At 66.0% G+C, this 16,157-nt stretch carries 10 protein-coding genes; 7 read left to right on the top strand and 3 right to left on the bottom strand.

Going from position 1 to position 16,157, the window contains the following annotated elements; genetic code table 11:
• Positions 1–14: 14 nt before the first annotated feature.
• Positions 15–1,196, bottom strand: a complete 1,182-nt coding sequence (locus AC06E7_RS03365) for an OprO/OprP family phosphate-selective porin (protein WP_478062989.1) — start codon at positions 1,194–1,196, stop codon at positions 15–17.
• Positions 1,197–1,412: 216 nt separating this feature from the next.
• Between AC06E7_RS03365 and AC06E7_RS03360 the strand changes: the two genes are divergently transcribed.
• The 5 genes from AC06E7_RS03360 (at position 1,413) to AC06E7_RS03340 (ending at position 7,542) form a co-directional block, all read left to right on the top strand.
• Positions 1,413–2,102, top strand: a complete 690-nt coding sequence (locus AC06E7_RS03360; RefSeq protein WP_217538567.1) for a response regulator transcription factor — start codon at positions 1,413–1,415, stop codon at positions 2,100–2,102.
• Complete coding sequence (locus AC06E7_RS03355) at positions 2,089–3,474, top strand: sensor histidine kinase N-terminal domain-containing protein (RefSeq protein ID WP_478062988.1); 1,386 nt, start codon at positions 2,089–2,091, stop codon at positions 3,472–3,474. The genes AC06E7_RS03360 and AC06E7_RS03355 overlap by 14 nt, the downstream gene beginning before the upstream one ends.
• Positions 3,471–4,532: an ABC transporter substrate-binding protein gene (locus AC06E7_RS03350; RefSeq protein WP_478062987.1), complete on the top strand. Its 1,062-nt coding sequence runs from the start codon at positions 3,471–3,473 to the stop codon at positions 4,530–4,532. Before AC06E7_RS03355 ends, AC06E7_RS03350 begins: the two co-directional genes overlap by 4 nt.
• A gap of 156 nt (positions 4,533–4,688) precedes the next feature.
• Positions 4,689–5,342 carry a LuxR C-terminal-related transcriptional regulator gene (locus AC06E7_RS03345; protein WP_093533592.1) on the top strand — a complete coding sequence of 218 codons (654 nt, stop codon included), beginning with the start codon at positions 4,689–4,691 and terminating at the stop codon, positions 5,340–5,342.
• Between the two features lie 1,864 nt (positions 5,343–7,206).
• Entirely contained in the window at positions 7,207–7,542 is a 336-nt protein-coding gene (locus AC06E7_RS03340; RefSeq protein ID WP_478062986.1) for a SymE family type I addiction module toxin, read from the top strand.
• A gap of 300 nt (positions 7,543–7,842) precedes the next feature.
• On the opposite strand, the gene AC06E7_RS03335 is transcribed toward AC06E7_RS03340, so the two are convergent.
• Together AC06E7_RS03335 and AC06E7_RS03330 are read right to left on the bottom strand one after the other, a co-directional pair.
• Positions 7,843–10,491, bottom strand: a complete 2,649-nt coding sequence (locus AC06E7_RS03335) for a hybrid sensor histidine kinase/response regulator (protein ID WP_478062985.1) — start codon at positions 10,489–10,491, stop codon at positions 7,843–7,845.
• A 56-nt stretch (positions 10,492–10,547) separates the two neighbouring features.
• Entirely contained in the window at positions 10,548–11,714 is a 1,167-nt protein-coding gene (locus tag AC06E7_RS03330) for an OprO/OprP family phosphate-selective porin (RefSeq protein ID WP_068853954.1), read from the bottom strand.
• Positions 11,715–11,974: 260 nt separating this feature from the next.
• On the opposite strand from AC06E7_RS03330, the gene AC06E7_RS03325 reads away from it, so the two are divergent.
• Both AC06E7_RS03325 and AC06E7_RS03320 read left to right on the top strand, forming a co-directional pair.
• A complete protein-coding gene (locus tag AC06E7_RS03325; protein WP_093533597.1) occupies positions 11,975–13,324 on the top strand; it encodes a dicarboxylate/amino acid:cation symporter in 1,350 nt (449 codons plus the stop codon).
• 253 nt (positions 13,325–13,577) lie between these two features.
• Complete coding sequence (locus AC06E7_RS03320) at positions 13,578–15,866, top strand: NADP-dependent malic enzyme (protein ID WP_068853953.1); 2,289 nt, start codon at positions 13,578–13,580, stop codon at positions 15,864–15,866.
• Positions 15,867–16,157 lie beyond the last annotated feature (291 nt).

The raw sequence follows: 16,157 nt of genomic DNA, 5'->3' as shown, positions 1-16,157 counted from the left end.
CTTGCAAGGGGGAGTTAGAAATCGAACTGCAGGCGGCCGGTGACCGCGCGGGTGTGGTCCACGGTGGCTGCGGTGATGTAATCGCGGTTGCGGCTGTCGATCAGGTTCAACATGAAGCGCAGGTTCGGGCGCAGGTACCAGTTGCCGCCCAGGGTCCAGGCGTCGGTACGCCCATCGATCAGGTCCGGCTGGCCGGTCAGGTGCTGCTCACCGCGCATCTGGTCGTAACGCAGCGCCAGCTCGAACGCACCGGCCTTGTGGCGGATGTCCTTGATGCGCGCGAAGCGCCCGGTCTTGCGGTCGTAGCCGCGCGATTCGCCGGTGACGAACCAGCTCAGCATCCCGTAGCCCGCCAGCACCGTGCCGCGCTGGCTGCCGTCATCGAAGGTGGCACCGCTGAACTCGCCCTGCCACGACAGCGGGCCGCGCACCTGCGCGTATTCCAGCGACCACTTGTTGACGTCGGTATCGCGCCCGGAAGAGAAATCGATCAGGGTCAGCCGGCTGTTGTCGGACAGGTGCCCAGCCGGGCGCGGGCGGATGCGCAGCGCCGGCACGCCGTTGGCGCCCGGGGTGTCGTAGCGCTCATGCGCCAGCGACAGCCCCAGGTGCAGCACGTCGCCGGCAGTGGCGCCCGGCGCCCAGGTGGCGCGGCCGCCGGCTGCACGGCCCTTCACCTGCCACGCATCGATGCTCTCCAGGCTGTAGGCACTGGCCGCCCAGGTCATGTCGTTTTTGGCGGCCTGCCACGACGCGCCCAGCCGGTACAGCGGCGCCAGCGTGGTGCCCGCGTTGCCGCGCTCCAGGAAGCTGCCGTAGTTGGAGCCGGTGCGGTCATCCAGCGAGAAGAACTGCTTGAACTGGCCCACGCTGAGCTTGCCGCCGCTGAAATCACGGCTGACGTAGACATCCTTGGCTTCCACCTGGTCGCCGGAGAAGTCCGCTTCCAGCTTGTAATCCACCACGAAGAACCTGCCCGACATGTCCAGCCAGGCACGGCGGATCTCGGTGTCGTCCTTGTTCGGGGTGCCGCGCGCATCGTTGTTGAAGTCGGCGAAATCCAGGTGCAGGCGGCCGCCGAAGGTGGCGGTGACCGGGCGGTCCGCATCGACCTCATCGGCGGCCCAGAGCGGGGCGATGGGCAACAACAGGGCGCAGGCGGCTAGCCCGCGGCAACGCAGGAGATTGAAGTGCATGAACCCTCCCAGGTACATGGCGGTGGGCGGGCAGGGCGTGTGGGCCATGCCAACCCGCAGGTTGTCGGGACGCGTCCGCACGGGGGTGCCTGGCGATGGCGCAGCCTAGTGCGGGGAAGCTGTCATCCACCTGTCGGCGCCTGCTGCAGCGCAGCGCAACCCACGGCACACCCCGCTCGCGCTAGGATTCCCGCACCCCCGCCTGTTTCTCCCTCGATGCGCATCCTGCTGGTAGAAGACAACCCGGACCTGGCCGACGCCATCGTCCGCCGCATGCGCCGCAGTGGCCACGCGGTGGATTGGCAGAACGACGGCCTGGCCGCCGCCAGCGTGCTGCGTTACCAGAGCTTCGACCTGGTGGTGCTGGATATCGGCCTGCCCAAGCTCGATGGCCTGCGCGTGCTGGCCGGCATGCGCGAGCGTGGCGATGCCACCCCGGTGCTGATGCTCACTGCACGCGATGGCATCGAAGACCGCGTGCAGGCGCTGGACGTGGGCGCGGACGATTACCTGGGCAAGCCGTTCGACTTCCGCGAATTCGAAGCGCGCTGCCGCGTGCTGCTGCGGCGCACGCGCGGGCAGGCCAGCGAAGTGGTGCAGATTGGCGCCTTCCAGTTCGACAACGCCTCGCACCGGGTCAGCCTGGATGGCCAGCCGATTGAGTTGCCCAACCGCGAGTACCGCCTGCTGGAAATCCTGATGGGCCGGCTGGGCCACGTGGTCGGCAAGGACGAGATCGGCAACGGGCTGTTCGGCTTCGATGACGAAGCCGGCCCGAATGCCATCGAACTGTATGTGGGCCGCCTGCGGAAGAAGCTGGCCGATGCGCCGCTGCGCATCGTCACCGTGCGTGGCAGCGGTTACCTGCTGGAAGCCATCGACGGCACGCCCGATGCCGAAGGCTGAAACCCGCGCGCCCAGCTCGCTGCGGCGCACGCTCACCCTGTACCTGGGCGTGCTGCTGGCGGTGTTCGCGGTGGCGTTGCTGTTTGCCGCCCGCCATTACGGCCAGCGTGCCGCCAACCGCTCCTACGATCACCTGCTGGTGTCGTCAGCCCTGTCCATCATCGACTCGGTGGCGCTGGTGGATGCGCAGTGGCAGGTGGACCTGCCCTATGCCTCGTTGGATCTGTTGTCGATGGCGCCGGACGACCGCGTGTTCTACCGCGTGTTCGACGGCCAGAACCGCACCGTGACCGGCTACGCCGATCTCCCTCTGCCGCCACGCACGCCTTCCGACGAACCGCAGTTGTTTGATGCCCGGTACAGTGGTGAAACCGTGCGCTTCGTGGTGGTGTCGCGGCGCGTTTCCTCGCCCTCGGCGCAGGCCGAAGTGCGGGTGCAGGTCGGCCAGACCCGCCGCGCGCGCGAAGCGGTAGCGCAGGACATCGTCAACCGCGCGTTGCTCGCCATTGGCGTGCTCTCATTGCTGTCGCTGGCGCTGGTTGCGTTCGGCGTGCACCGCGCCTTCCGCCCTCTGGTGAAGGTGGAGCGCGAACTGTCGCGGCGTGAGCCGTCCGACCTCAGCCCACTGGATGCGCGCGTGCCGCGCGAGATGGACCAGATGGTGGCGGCCCTGAACCGCTTCATGGCGCGCCTGTCCAGCAGCAATGAAACCCTGCGCGCCTTCATGGCCGAAGCCGCCCACCAGATGCGCACCCCGCTGGCCGCCCTGCGTGCGCAGGCACAGCTGGCGCTGGACGACGACGACCCCGAAGACATGCGCCGCAGCCTGGCCGCCATCGACCGCAACGCCACCCATATGAGCCGCCTGCTCAACCAGCTGCTCAGCGATGCGAGCGTGATCCACCGCTCCAACCTGCAGCGGTTCGCCCCGGTGGACATGGTGGAAACCGTGCACCAGGCGCTGCACGAAGCGCTGCCGCAGGCCTTGCCTGCACCACGCGTGCAGCTCGCCGTGGGCGTGGCGTCTTCGCGCGTGCAGGGAGACGCCCTGCTGCTGCGCGAAGCGATCAAGAACCTCATCGACAACGCCCTCAAGTACGGCGGAGACGGCCCGTTGCAGGTTGCGCTCACCGAAGAGGGAACATACAGCGTGGTCACCATCGCCGACCACGGCCCGGGCATCCCGCCGGGCGATGCCGAGCGCGTGTTCGAGCGCTTCGCCCGTGGCGAGGACGCCGCACCGGGCGGCGCAGGGCTGGGCCTGGCCATCGTCAAGCGCGTGGTGGACAGCCACGGCGGCCAGATCGACCTGAGCAACCGGCCCACCGGCGGGCTGGTGGCCACCATCCGTCTGCCGAGGCTGCACGCATGATGCGCACCGTGTTCCTGTTGTTGCTGCTGGCGGCAGGACCCGCGTTCGCCGCCCCCGGCGATGTGCAGCGCTTCCCGGCCAAGGGCACCGCCACGGCCGAGCTGCGCATCCACGGCTCCACCGACATCGAAGTGTTCGCGACTGTCATCACCGATTACCAGCGCCTGCACCCGGGCACCGAGATCGTCTACGAGGACGTGATCACCCAGGACATGTACGCCCAGTACCTGCGACAGCGCCACAGCCCCACCGGCCCGGACATGCTGATCAGCAGCGGCATGGACCTGCAGGCCAAGCTGGTCAACGACGGCCACGCCTTGCCACACCGCTCGCCGCAGACCGACGCACTTCCCGCGTGGGCGCAATGGCGGCATGAAGCATTCGGCATCAGCTACGAACCGGTGGCGATGGTCTACAACACCCGCACCCTGCCAGCGGCCCGCGTACCGAAAACCCGCCGCCAGCTGCTCGAACTGCTGCGCGCCCCGGATGCGCCGCTGGCCGGCAAGGTAGGCACCTACGACGTGGAACGCAGCAGCGTCGGCTACCTGCTGGCCACCCAGGACGGCCAGCGCGGCAGCATGGCCGGCGCACTGCTAGGCGCGCTGGGCGACAACCAGGTACAGCTCGAAGAACGCACCGGTGTACTGCTGGACCGCGTAAGCAGCGGCCAGCTCTCGCTCGTGTACAACGTACTCGGCTCATACGCCCAGGCCCGAATCGACGCCGGCGCTCCACTGGGCATCGTCGAGCCCGAGGACTACACCCTCGTCGTCCTGCGCACCGCCGTCATCCCGCGCACGGCCCAGAACGCAGCAGAAGCCCGTCGCTTCCTCGACTACCTGCTATCCCCCCGCGGCCAGCAGGTGCTCTCCCGCGAAGCGCGCCTGATGTCGATCGTCCCCACCCAACGCGGCCGCGCCCCCGGCCGCAGCTACCGCCCGATCCTGCTGGGCCCGGGCCTGCTGGTCTACCTGGATGCCCTCAAGCGCCGCCAGTTCCTCGACGCCTGGCGAGGTAGCACGCGCCAGCAACCTCCCGGGCCAGATATCCCCTGACGGGCACCATCGCGAACCGCAACGCCCCCGTGGCGGCGCTCCGCACGGCCCAACGCCCTGCGTCGCCGCGCTCCTGACGACCCGAACGCCTGCGTAGAGCCACGCCCTGCGTGGCTGCTCTTCGCCGCACCCCAAAATGCGACCTACAATGCAGGCATGAGCGAAACCACCATCCTCGTAGCCGACGACCACCCGCTACTCCGCGCCGCCGTCGTCCACTCCCTGCGCCAGGCTCTTCCGGCCGTCCAGGTCATCGAGGTGGCCAGCGCCCAAGCCCTCGAGGCCGCCCTCAACCAGCACCCGGAAATCGAACTGGTCCTCTTGGACCTGACCATGCCCGGCGCCCGGGGCTTCTCCTCACTCCTCCACGTACGCGGCTCCCACCCGGACATCCCGGTGGTCATCGTCTCCTCCAACGACCACCCGCGCGTCATCCGCCGCGCCCAGCAGTTCGGCGCGGCCGGCTTCATCCCCAAATCCGCCCCGGCCGAAACCATCGGCCAGGCCGTAGCAGCAGTACTCGACGGTGGCCTCTGGTTCCCGGCGATGGCAGCAGAGCGCTCCGAATCCGACGCATTGCTCGCAGCCCGCCTGGCCCAGCTGACCCCCCAGCAATTCCGCGTGCTCCTGTGCCTCGCCGATGGCCTGCTCAACAAGCAGATCGCCTACGAACTGGGGCTTGCTGAGAACACCGTAAAAGTCCACGTAACCGCCATCCTGAAAAAGCTCGAATGTGTCAGCCGCACCCAGGCAGCGGTACTGGTAAAGGCCCTCGAACCAGAAGGCGACGCAGGCGCAGACCTCACCTAGGCCCGGCGTGTGTGGCTATGCGGTGCAAACCATGCGCTGCCCCAACCGGTAGGGTCGCATCCCAATCGACCGCCGATACGGCCCATCATCGCGATAACGGCATGACCCAAACCGAAGACGCGCTCTTACCTCAGGTCGCGCGAACCCGGTAACGATCTCAAGGAAGAGCCAAACCATGCCAGCGACGGGCGAGCAGATCTTCGCAAAATGCCTGAAAGCAGTCCTCCTGATGGGAGCGGGCTACTTCCTGTTCGCACTAGGCAGCTTGATGGTCACGGTGTCGTGCACATCAACCGGCCCCTCAGGCGCCTTCATGTGGTCATGGCTGCTCTCGCTGCCGCTCGTAGGTTTGTACTCAAGGGTAGACCTCCTGTCGAAGGGGCTCTTCAAGGCCAACGTAACCTACGTGCGCATAGCCGCTGCATGTCTGCTATCGATCGAAGTGACAGTCGCCGCGCATCTGGGTGCCCAACTCTCATCCTGCAAGGGCACGAACGAAGGAGCAATAGTTCCCCCGGCCGCTTTCCTGATGCTTTACACGGCGATAGCGCTTTCACTGCTGTTCGGAGATGGCTGGCTAGGCGTGATTCGCCATGTGCTCCGCCGCGGAAGAAGGCCGTTCGACTTCTCGAACCCTGACGGACCACAGCCAGGTGCCATACAACCCCGCACTCAGCGCCGCAAAAGGAAGCGTCGGCGATAGCCCGGAAGGGCTAAAGCCACTGGTAGAGCGGACTGTTAGTCCGCTGCTCTCCGCAGGATGCTGATCTCTCGAGGTATACCCATGTGCAGCTATTCTCGTGCCGAACAGCGAAAACCATAAAGGGACGCCCCTTCCGGTAAAGCAGCTGTCGAGACTCCTTTCCAAGCTCGTCCGGTCTGCCACTGAGTACGTCTGGACGGTGGATCATCCAACATCTCCATATCAAGGCACTTTTGGGAAAACCCCGGATGGCAAGATTGACAGAGCAAAGCCTGATGAAAGGATCTATTTTGACGAAGTCGGGAGGTAACGATGAATCCTGACCTGCTCGTACTGATCATAGCTGCGCTGGTGGCTGCGAGTGTAGATGCAAAAGCTGCATCGCAACCGCCGCCCCCGCCAAGCCCACCGATTGAGGTCGTCGCCGACCCTCGTTCGATTGACAGTGGCTCGCAATTGAATGAAGTGCAGCTTCATCAGCAATCTGTCCTGGCCCGAGACGGTGATGCGGATGCAGCCTTTAGGCTGTCAAGGCACTATGAGGCAGTTGGAGATGAACTAGAAAAGCGGTACTGGTTGGTCATATCCGCGGCGCGTGGTCATCGTGGGGCCCAGTACAGTCTCGGCTTCTGGAAATTGGATGAGGCATCCTGCGTGTCCGCTGTGGAATCTTATGCATTTCTCAGTGAGTCCACGCGCGGTGAGGGAGAAGGGCCATCCCGGGAGGTTCTCAATTCTGCCAAGGCGAGAGTCGCGGCTCTTTGCAACGGATTGGCAGGATAGTCATTGCTCCCGCGTTGGAGATCATGCCTTCGTCGCGCCGCTCATCCGTCCGTGCAGTCGGCAGGTGCGCGACCCTACCTCGGTTTCTGCGTGAATAGTATGCCTTTCCGCGCTGATTGCGACGAACCAAAGTGTGCGCCTATCAATCCTCGAATATCATTCAAAACAAGCGATTTAACTTTGCGCGCGGTATAGCGCATGGTGTTGCCTCGGAGCTTGAAATCTCCATCGGTGTCGCAGTTGTGGATGTCCTATGTCGGGAGGGTGGCGAAATACAACACCTTCGCGGGAATACGTCATGCCGTGCACATCCGAGCGGATTTCAACCTCCCGACTCCCTCGCCATTCCGGCGAGGGAGACTTCCTTGGAGGTGGCAAATGCGTCGTTCAAGTTCGAATCTGCATTCCAACGAACAGCCCCAAACCCGCATCGGCATGCATGTGCCGGAGAGTCTGCGTGTCGGGTCATTCTCACATCCTGGTGGTCATGCGCTCCCTGACGGTGGTCGCATTCCCTGCCTGGTACTGCGGGGCATGTGGATGGAGCGGTTTGAGCTACCGGTAGGCAGTCGCGTCATGGTTGAAGTGGAGCACAAGCGCATCACGCTGACGTTGGATGAGACGCCGATCCCGGTGCCGTATCGGTATCTGGACCATGCCCCGAAGAAGAGCCGATGGGTGGCCGATACGACAACCGAAAAGGCGTCGGAGTAACGGGATTGGTCCGGTATCGCGGGGTGCGCCCGGTAGGGGCGCATCCCGATCGACCGCCGACGCCGTTCGAACGTTCGGTAATGGCGCGACCGTCAGCGAAGAAGCGCATTCCGTTCGGAGGTCATGCGTTCGTCGCACGTAGCAGCGTTACGTGCAGTCGACCGGGGTCCGACCCTACCGAAGCAGCCGGCGGATTCCGGTAGGGTCGCATCCCGATCGACCACCGACCTCGTTCGAACGTTCGGTAATGGCATGACCATCAACGAAGAACAGCATTTCGCGCTGGTGAATTACACTGGATTACGCCCGGTGCCGCACCAGCAACTGCGTCATCAGCGCCCGCAAGGCCGGCGGGCGCACCGGCTTGGACAGGAAGCCCCAGCCGTTCTCCGCTGCCTGCGCCTTCAACGCATCATCGCGTTCGGCCGTAACCAGAATCACCGGCGGCCGTGCCTTCCACAGCTCGCACAGCTGCTCGTACAGGTCCGGCCCATGCCACTGACCCATGCGCACATCCAGCAGCACCAGCTGCGGCACGTTCAATGCAGAGGCAATGTCGAGCGCGGCATGCGGGCCATCAGCCAGGTCCACCCGGCAGCCCCAGCGTTCCAATAGTGCACGGGTAGCCGCACAAACACGCGGGTCATCATCAATGCTCCACACCCGGCACTGCCGCAGCGGGCTGTCATCACCCGAATCCGCAGACACCACCGGGGCAGGGGCGGGCGCCGGTATCGCGTCGGCGCTGCCCAGCGGCACGGTCACGGCGAACACGCTACCGCTGCCCAGTGTGGAGCGCAGGTTGATGCGGTGCCCCAGCAGCCGCCCGATGCGCTCCACGATCGCCAGGCCCAGCCCGGCGCCGCGCTCCTGATCCACGCCATCATCCAGCCGCCGGAATTCCTCGAAGATCTCGCCCTGCAGGCTCTCCGGGATACCCGGGCCCTGGTCATGCACCTCAATGCGCAGCTGGTCGCCCACCCGGCGGCACCCGATCAGCACCCGCCCACGCGGCGTATAGCGCAGTGCATTGGAGAGGAAATTCTGCAGGATGCGACGCAGCAGCGCCTCATCGCTGACTACCACCGCACGGGTATCCACCCAGTCCAGCCGCAGCCCACGCGCTTTGGCGGCAATGCCAAACTCACGCGCCAGCGTTTCCAGCAACGGCGACAGCGCAAACGCGCGCACATGGGTCTGCAGCGTGCCCGATTCCAGCCGCGAGATATCCAGCAGGCTGTTGAGGATGGAATCCTGCGCGGCCAGCGCCGCATCCACATGCTCGCTCAGCTCGCGGGCGTCGCCACTCAACTTGCCGCGCAGCACCGAGACGAACATGCGCGCCGCATTGAGCGGCTGCAGCAGGTCATGCACGGCCGAGGCCACGAAGCGGGTCTTGTAGCGGTTGGCGCGCTCGGCCTCACGCCGCGCCTCGTCCAGGTCGCGGGTGCGCTCGGCCACGCGGTGTTCCAGCGCATCGGCCAGCGAGCGCAGCTCACGTGCGGTGTTCTTGTAGGCGGTGATGTCCGCGTAGCTGGTGACGAAGCCGCCATCGGGCAGCGGGTTGCCACGAATCTCCAGCACCGTGCCGTCGTCCTTCTCGCTCTCGCGCATGTGCGGCCGGCCGCTGCGCAGGTGGTTCAGGCGACGCTCGATGGCCTCGTCAATCGGCCCCGGGCCGAGCAGGCCACGGCGGGCGTTGTACCGAAACGCCTCGGCAATGGGCACACCCACCCGGATCAGGTCCGGCGGGAACCGGAACAGCTCCAGGTAGCGCGCATTCCACGCCACCAGCCGCTGCTCGCTGTCGATCACCACCACGCCCTGCGGCAGGTGCGCCAGGCTGCGGCTGAGCCCGCTGTCGGCCTGCTGGGCGGCCTGCAGCACGCCGTCCTGCGCGGTGCGCAGTTCCTGTGCGTGCTGCTGCAGCACCGCCTCCAGCTCCAGCCGGCTGCGCTGCCGATGCGAGGCCAGGCGGCGGCGCTGCTGCACGAACAGCGCCAGGAAACAGAGCGCCAGCCAGATGCCGCCGGCGGCCAGGGCAGTGCTGCGGCCTACGGCGGCGCTGGCCCCGGCATCGTGCAGCAGGTGCAGCTTCCACTGCGGGTCATCCAACACGTAGGTCTGCCACAGCATGGGGCGCGGCAGCGAGGGCTGCTCCAGCCGCACCATGCGGCCGCCATCGGCCAGCACATCCAGCGTGCGTGCCTGCAGCGGTTGCAGTGAACGGTCGGCGTACTGGCGGGTGGCAAGCATCTCGTTGCGCTCGGCCGGGGAGAGCGGGCGCAGCAGGCGGTAGCGCCAGGCATCGCCGTTGGCCAGGAACACCACGTCATGCGCATCGCTGGCCATCACGATGTCGGTGCTCTGCAGCCATTCCTGCTCCAGCGCCCGCAGCTCGATCTTGATCGCGATGACACCCAGCACATCGCCGTCGTGGTCGAGGATCGCCTGCGACAGGAAGTAACCCGGCACCGCCGTGGTCATGCCGATGCCGTAGAAGCGCCCGGTGCCCTTGGCCATGGCCTGCTGGAAGTAGGGCCGGTAGCTGTAGTCCTCACCCACGTTCGTGGTGGGCTGGTCCCAGTTGCTGGCGGCCACGGCCACGCCATGGCGGTCGATCAGTGTCAGGGTGGAGGCGCGGGTGACGTTGTTGGCCTGCTGCAGCTTCAGGTTGAGCTGGTGACGCTCGGCGTCATCCAGCGGGTTGCTCACCGCCTGCAGCAGTTCCGGGTCCAGCGCCAGCAGCTGGGGCAGGGTGCGGAAGCGGTCGATGCGCTGCTGCAGGGTCTGCGCGTACAGGTCCAGCTGGCGGCGCACCTGGCTGCTTTCGGCCGCGAGGGCGCGCTGCTGGGCATAGCGGCCGGCAACTAGGCCAGCCAGGAGCGTACCGCCCACCATGACCAGCAGGGTCAACAGCAACGGGCGGTAGCGGGAGACGCGGTACATGGCGTCAGTTTACGGCGTGCCGGCGGGTGCGCGTTGCACGCACCCGCCGTTGAACATCAGAAGTGAACCTGCGCCCGAAGCTCGAAGATCTCCGGCTTGGTCCGCACGCCACGGCGGCTCGCATCCGCCCACACGTAGTTCGCCTGGAACTTGAAGTGGCTGGTCAGGTACCAGTTCGCACCCACGGTCCAGTCGTGCTGGCGGCCACCGAACACGTCGGCGTCGTCCAGGTCGATGCGGCTGTAACGGGCCAACAGTTCCACCGCGCCGTAATCGTGCGCCGGCTTCACGTTGGCCACGGCGCCCGCGCTGTACGGGCGCGATTCGCCGGTGACGATCCAGCTGCCCATCACGTACTGGCCATCACCGGTGTAATCCGGCTTGCCATCACGGGTGACGGTGGTGCGCAGCGCTTCGGCCTGCACCGAGAACGGGCCATGGATGTAGATGCCCTCCAGGCCGGTGCGGCGGATCTGGTCGGCGGTGACCAGCGAGCCAGAATCCACCAGGCGGATATCGGTCAGGCCGGCTTCCGGGCGCGCGCGCAGGCGGGCGCTGGCATTGAAGTGCACATCGCGGCCGTCGCGGTAGCCGCGCGGGTTTTCCTGCGAATAGGCCAGGCCCAGGTGGATCACATCGCCCGGTGCCTTCACCGGGGTCCACACGCCGCGCACGGCCTGGGTGGTGCCGGGGTTGTCACCCTGCAGGTCCTTGCCGCCATAGGCGCCGACCTGCATCAGGTACTGCGGGCGCTCCAGCACCCACTCGGCACCGGTGCGGCGGCCGGCGTAGAAGGCCTGCACGGGCAGGGCGGTTTCCACGAAGCTGCCGGCGCGCGAGGAGGTGTTGGAATCCAGGCCGACCGGGGTCTTCATGTAGCCGAAGCGGAAGCGGCCGATGTCCTTGCCGAACACGGCCTTGCTCTCGAAGCGGAAGAACACGTCCAGCCAGGTGTCGGCCTGGAAGTCGTAGTACACCATCGCGTCGTACACGCCCTTCTTCTTCAGGGTCGCGCCGAACTCCTTGCGGCGTACCGCATCGTCATCTTCGAACGCGTCGGCGCCGGAGAAATCGTTGAGGTCATAGGCGATGTTGGCAGTGGCGGCCAGTTCGGTGCCGTCGCTGAAGGACACCTTGGTCGGCCAGTTGTCCCAGTCCGCGGCGGACGCGGCGAGGGGGGCGGACAGGGCGGTGAGGGCGATAAACAGGGGGGTCAGGCGCATGGATATGGTCTGGCTTCTAAAAAGTGGGGCAGAACAACAACGGCCGCGAGCGGGAAAACTGTTGGGCCACAAGGCCCGGAACGACACGGCCACCCGCCGCCGTGGGGGCGCGGTGCCCGTGCAGTGTAGGCACTGGGCTTGGCTGAACAGGGGGGCTAGTACCAATAGGTTATCTGCGTGGCGATGCAGCGGGCGTAAAAAGACCACGCCCGATGCCGCCGCCTGCGGCCGGCATCCCCGTGACACTGCCGGAGTTTCCCATGCACGTTCCCACCGCTGCCCCGCTTGCAGCCAAGCCATTGCCGTTCTACCGCCAGCTGTATTTCCAGGTGGTGGTGGCGATCGTGCTGGGCGCCATCCTTGGCCATTACGAGCCGGCCTTCGCCGAATCGCTCAAGCCGCTGGGTGATGGCTTCATCAAGCTGGTGAAGATGATCATCGCCCCGGTGATCTTCCTGACCATCGTCACCGGCATCGCCGGCATGACCCACCTGCGCACCGTGGGCCGGGTCTTCGCCAAGTCGATGGCCTACTTCCTGTTCTTCTCCACCCTGGCGCTGATCGTGGGCATGGTGGTGGCGCACGTGGTGCAGCCCGGCGCCGGCATGAACATCAACCCGGCCGACCTGGACCAGACGGCGGTGCACAGCTACGTGGAAAAATCCCACGAGCTGACCCTCACCGGCTTCGTCATGGACATCATTCCGGCCACGCTGGTGAGCGCGTTCGTGGATGGCAACATCCTGCAGGTGCTGTTCGTGGCGGTGCTGTTCGGCATTTCGCTGGCCCTGGTGGGTGAGCGCGGCCGCCCGGTGCTGACCTTCCTGGAGGCGCTGACCGCCCCGGTGTTCCGCCTGGTCCACATCCTGATGAAGGCCGCGCCGATCGGTGCGTTTGGTGCCATCGCTTTCACCATCGGCAAGTACGGTGTCGGCTCGCTGATCAACCTGGCCTGGCTGGTGGGCTCGTTCTACCTCACCGCGTTCCTGTTCGTGGCAGTCATCCTGGGCGTGGTCTGCCGCCTGTGCGGGTTCTCGGTGTTCAAGCTGGCCCGCTACCTGAAGGCCGAACTGCTGCTGGTGCTGGGCACTTCCTCCTCGGAATCGGCGCTGCCGTCGCTGATGGAAAAGATGGAAAAGGCCGGCTGCAGCAAGTCGGTGGTGGGCCTGGTGGTCCCCACGGGCTACTCGTTCAACCTGGACGGCACCAACATCTACATGACCCTGGCGGCGCTGTTCATCGCCCAGGCCACCAACACCGAACTGACCCTGGGCCACCAGATCGCGCTGCTGCTGGTGGCGATGCTCAGCTCCAAGGGCGCTGCGGGCGTGACCGGGGCGGGCTTCATCACCCTGGCCGCCACCCTGGCGGTGGTGCCGGAAGTGCCGGTGGCCGGCATGGCGCTGATCCTGGGCGTGGACCGCTTCATGAGCGAATGCCGCTCGCTGACCAACTTCATCGGCAATGCGGTGGCCACGGTGGTGGTGTCGCGCTGGGAAGGCGCGCTGGACCGCAACCGCCTGGCGCTGGCCCTGGATGGCCGCGAGGCCGAGCTGCCGCCGCTGGCCACCGACGACCTGCCGTCGCCGCTGACCGCCCCGGCGCGCTGAACACGCCCCTCCCCCTGATGTGTGTGCAGCAGGTCCGTGCCGTCCCCCCTTGGGCGGCACGGCCTGCTTTTTCATAGGGGTTTCCGGTGATGTAAGTTGTCATCGGAGCCCGTCAGGCTGGCGTGGCATACGCCGGCGCACGGCCTGCCTGATGTGCGGTCGCAGCATGATCGCGACAGCGTAGCGACAGGTCCAACACCGCCAACGGGGGTATGATCCCCTGTTCCTCTCGCCCATTCATCTGCAGAAAGCGATGTCCAACGAAGATTTCAAACAGGCCGCCCTCGACTATCACCGCATGTCGCCGCCGGGCAAGATCAAGGTCACGGCGACCAAGCCGATGCTGACCCAGCGCGACCTGTCGTTGGCCTATTCGCCGGGCGTGGCCCACGCCTGCGAAGCCATCCTGGCCGACCCGCAGCAGGCCAGCGAGCTCACCGCCCGTGGCAACCTGGTGGCCGTGATCTCCAACGGCACCGCCGTGCTGGGCCTGGGCAACATCGGCCCGCTGGCCGGCAAGCCGGTGATGGAAGGCAAGGGCGTGCTGTTCCAGAAGTTTGCCGGTATCGATGTGTTCGACATCGAGATCAATGAAAACGACCCGGACAAGCTGGTCGACATCATCGCCTCGCTGGAGCCGACCTTCGGCGGCATCAACCTGGAAGACATCAAGGCGCCGGAGTGCTTCATCGTGGAGCGCAAGCTGCGCGAGCGGATGAACATCCCGGTGTTCCATGACGACCAGCACGGCACGGCGATCATCGTCGGCGCCGCGGTGCTCAACGCCATGGTCGTCACCGGCAAGAAGATCGAAGAAGTGAAGCTGGCCACCACCGGCATGGGCGCCGCCGGTGTGTCGTGCGTGAACATGCTGGTGTCGCTGGGTCTGAAGCCGGAAAACATCCTGGCGTTCGACCGCGAAGGTGTGATCCACACCGGCCGTGCCGACCTGGACCCGGAAAAGAAGCGCTATGCCCGTGATACGGACAAGCGCACGCTGGCCGAGATCGTCGATGGCGCCGATATCTTCCTGGGCCTGTCGGCCCCGGGCATCCTCACCGCGGACATGGTCAAGACCATGGCCAAGGACCCGGTGATCTTCGCGCTGGCCAACCCCACCCCGGAAATCATGCCGGAAGTGGCGCGCGCGGTGCGCCCGGATGCGCTGATCGGCACCGGCCGTTCGGACTACCCGAACCAGATCAACAATGTGCTCTGCTTCCCGTACCTGTTCCGCGGTGCGCTGGACGTGGGCGCCACGGCGATCAACGAAGAAATGAAGATCGCCTGCGTGCACGCGATCGCCGCGATGGCACGCCGCGAAGCCAGCGACCTGGGTTCGGCCTATGGCGATGACACCCCGAGCTTCGGCCGCGACTACCTGATTCCGCGCCCGTTCGACCGCCGCCTGCTGGTGGAGCTGTCGGCCGCCGTGGCCCAGGCCGCGATGGATTCGGGCGTGGCCACGCGCCCGGTGGCCGACATGGGTGCCTACCGCGAGAAGCTGGCCCAGTTCGTCTACCGCACCAGCCTGATGATGAAGCCGGTGTACGACCGTGCGCGCGCGGACAAGCAGCGCGTGGTGTACGCCGAAGGCGAAGAAGAAGTGGTGCTGCGCGCGGTGCAGAACGTGGTCGACGAAGGCCTGGCCTTCCCGATCCTGATCGGCCGCCCGGACGTGATCGAATCGCGCATCGAGCGCATGGGCCTGCGCATGAAGGCCGGCGTTGATTTCGACGTCACCAACATCAACGACGACCCGCGTTTCAACGACTACTGGCAGTACTACCACAACCTCACCGGCCGTCGCGGCGTGACGGTGGCGGCGGCCAAGAACCTGATGCGTTCGCGCCCGACCCTGATCGCGGCGGTGATGGTGGCACGCGGCGAAGCCGATGCGCTGCTCACCGGCGTGGTGGGCCGCTTCCACAAGAAGCTGGGCTACGTGCGCAGCGTGCTGCCGCTGGAATCGAAGGTCACCTCGACCTCGGCCATGACCGGTGTGATCAACCAGCAGGGCGTGTTCTTCTTCGTGGATACGCACGTGCAGGAAGACCCCACCGCCGAGCAGATCTGCGAAGCCACGCTGCAGGCGGCCTACCGCATGAAGCTGTTCGGGATCGAGCCCAAGGTGGCGCTGCTGTCGCACTCCAACTTCGGCAGCCACGATTCCAAGGACGCACTGAAGATGCGCACCGTGCGCGAGCTGCTGCTCAAGCGCAACCCGCGTCTGAACGTGGACGGTGAAATGCAGGGCGATACCGCTTGGGATGAAGCGCTGCGCCAGAAGCTGCTGCCCGACAGCACGCTGAAGGGCCGCGCCAACCTGTTCGTGCTGCCCAACCTGGAAGCGGCCAACATCGCCTACAACCTGGTTCGCGTGTTCACCGACGGCGTGGCGATCGGCCCGATCCTGATGGGCGTGGCCAAGCCGGCGCACATCCTGACCACCAGTGCCACCTCGCGCCGCGTGCTCAACATGACCGCCATTGCCGCGGTGGATGCGCAGATCCGCAAGCAGCTGGAAGCAGAGAAGGCGTAAGCGCCTTCGCTGCATCCGGCGCGAAACGCGAATGGGTAGCTACCGACCGTTGGTCGGTAGACCTTGAAGAAGGGACTGGTGCACCGCACCGGTCCCTTTTGCATTTGATGTTTCCCCGTGTACCGACCAACGGTCGGCACCTACCGTGTGCACGTCGTCCGTGCTTCACGGTCGCAATCTCTCCGCAGCCCCGCCGTCACCCGTCTGCAACGTCCAAAAGGCCAAATACCCCCACGCGGCCCGGCCGTGGCGGTGGTCCGCTGGACCCCGCCACCCTGGGCCCGACCACTT

This window comes from Stenotrophomonas sp. Steno-Z4, assembly GCF_056393145.1.
This window is presented reverse-complemented; position numbering and strand designations above follow the sequence as displayed.

Bases quoted from the DNA above. Each gene is read 5' to 3' on its own strand.
- AC06E7_RS03360 (WP_217538567.1), top strand. From the start codon at position 1,413: ATGCGCATCCTGCTGGTAGAAGACAACCCGGACCTGGCCGACGCCATC.
- AC06E7_RS03320 (WP_068853953.1), top strand. From the start codon at position 13,578: ATGTCCAACGAAGATTTCAAACAGGCCGCCCTCGACTATCACCGCATG.
- AC06E7_RS03365 (WP_478062989.1), bottom strand. From the start codon at position 1,196: ATGCACTTCAATCTCCTGCGTTGCCGCGGGCTAGCCGCCTGCGCCCTG.
- AC06E7_RS03340 (WP_478062986.1), top strand. From the start codon at position 7,207: ATGCGTCGTTCAAGTTCGAATCTGCATTCCAACGAACAGCCCCAAACC.
- AC06E7_RS03350 (WP_478062987.1), top strand. From the start codon at position 3,471: ATGATGCGCACCGTGTTCCTGTTGTTGCTGCTGGCGGCAGGACCCGCG.
- AC06E7_RS03345 (WP_093533592.1), top strand. From the start codon at position 4,689: ATGAGCGAAACCACCATCCTCGTAGCCGACGACCACCCGCTACTCCGC.
- AC06E7_RS03325 (WP_093533597.1), top strand. From the start codon at position 11,975: ATGCACGTTCCCACCGCTGCCCCGCTTGCAGCCAAGCCATTGCCGTTC.
- AC06E7_RS03355 (WP_478062988.1), top strand. From the start codon at position 2,089: ATGCCGAAGGCTGAAACCCGCGCGCCCAGCTCGCTGCGGCGCACGCTC.
- AC06E7_RS03335 (WP_478062985.1), bottom strand. From the start codon at position 10,491: ATGTACCGCGTCTCCCGCTACCGCCCGTTGCTGTTGACCCTGCTGGTC.
- AC06E7_RS03330 (WP_068853954.1), bottom strand. From the start codon at position 11,714: ATGCGCCTGACCCCCCTGTTTATCGCCCTCACCGCCCTGTCCGCCCCC.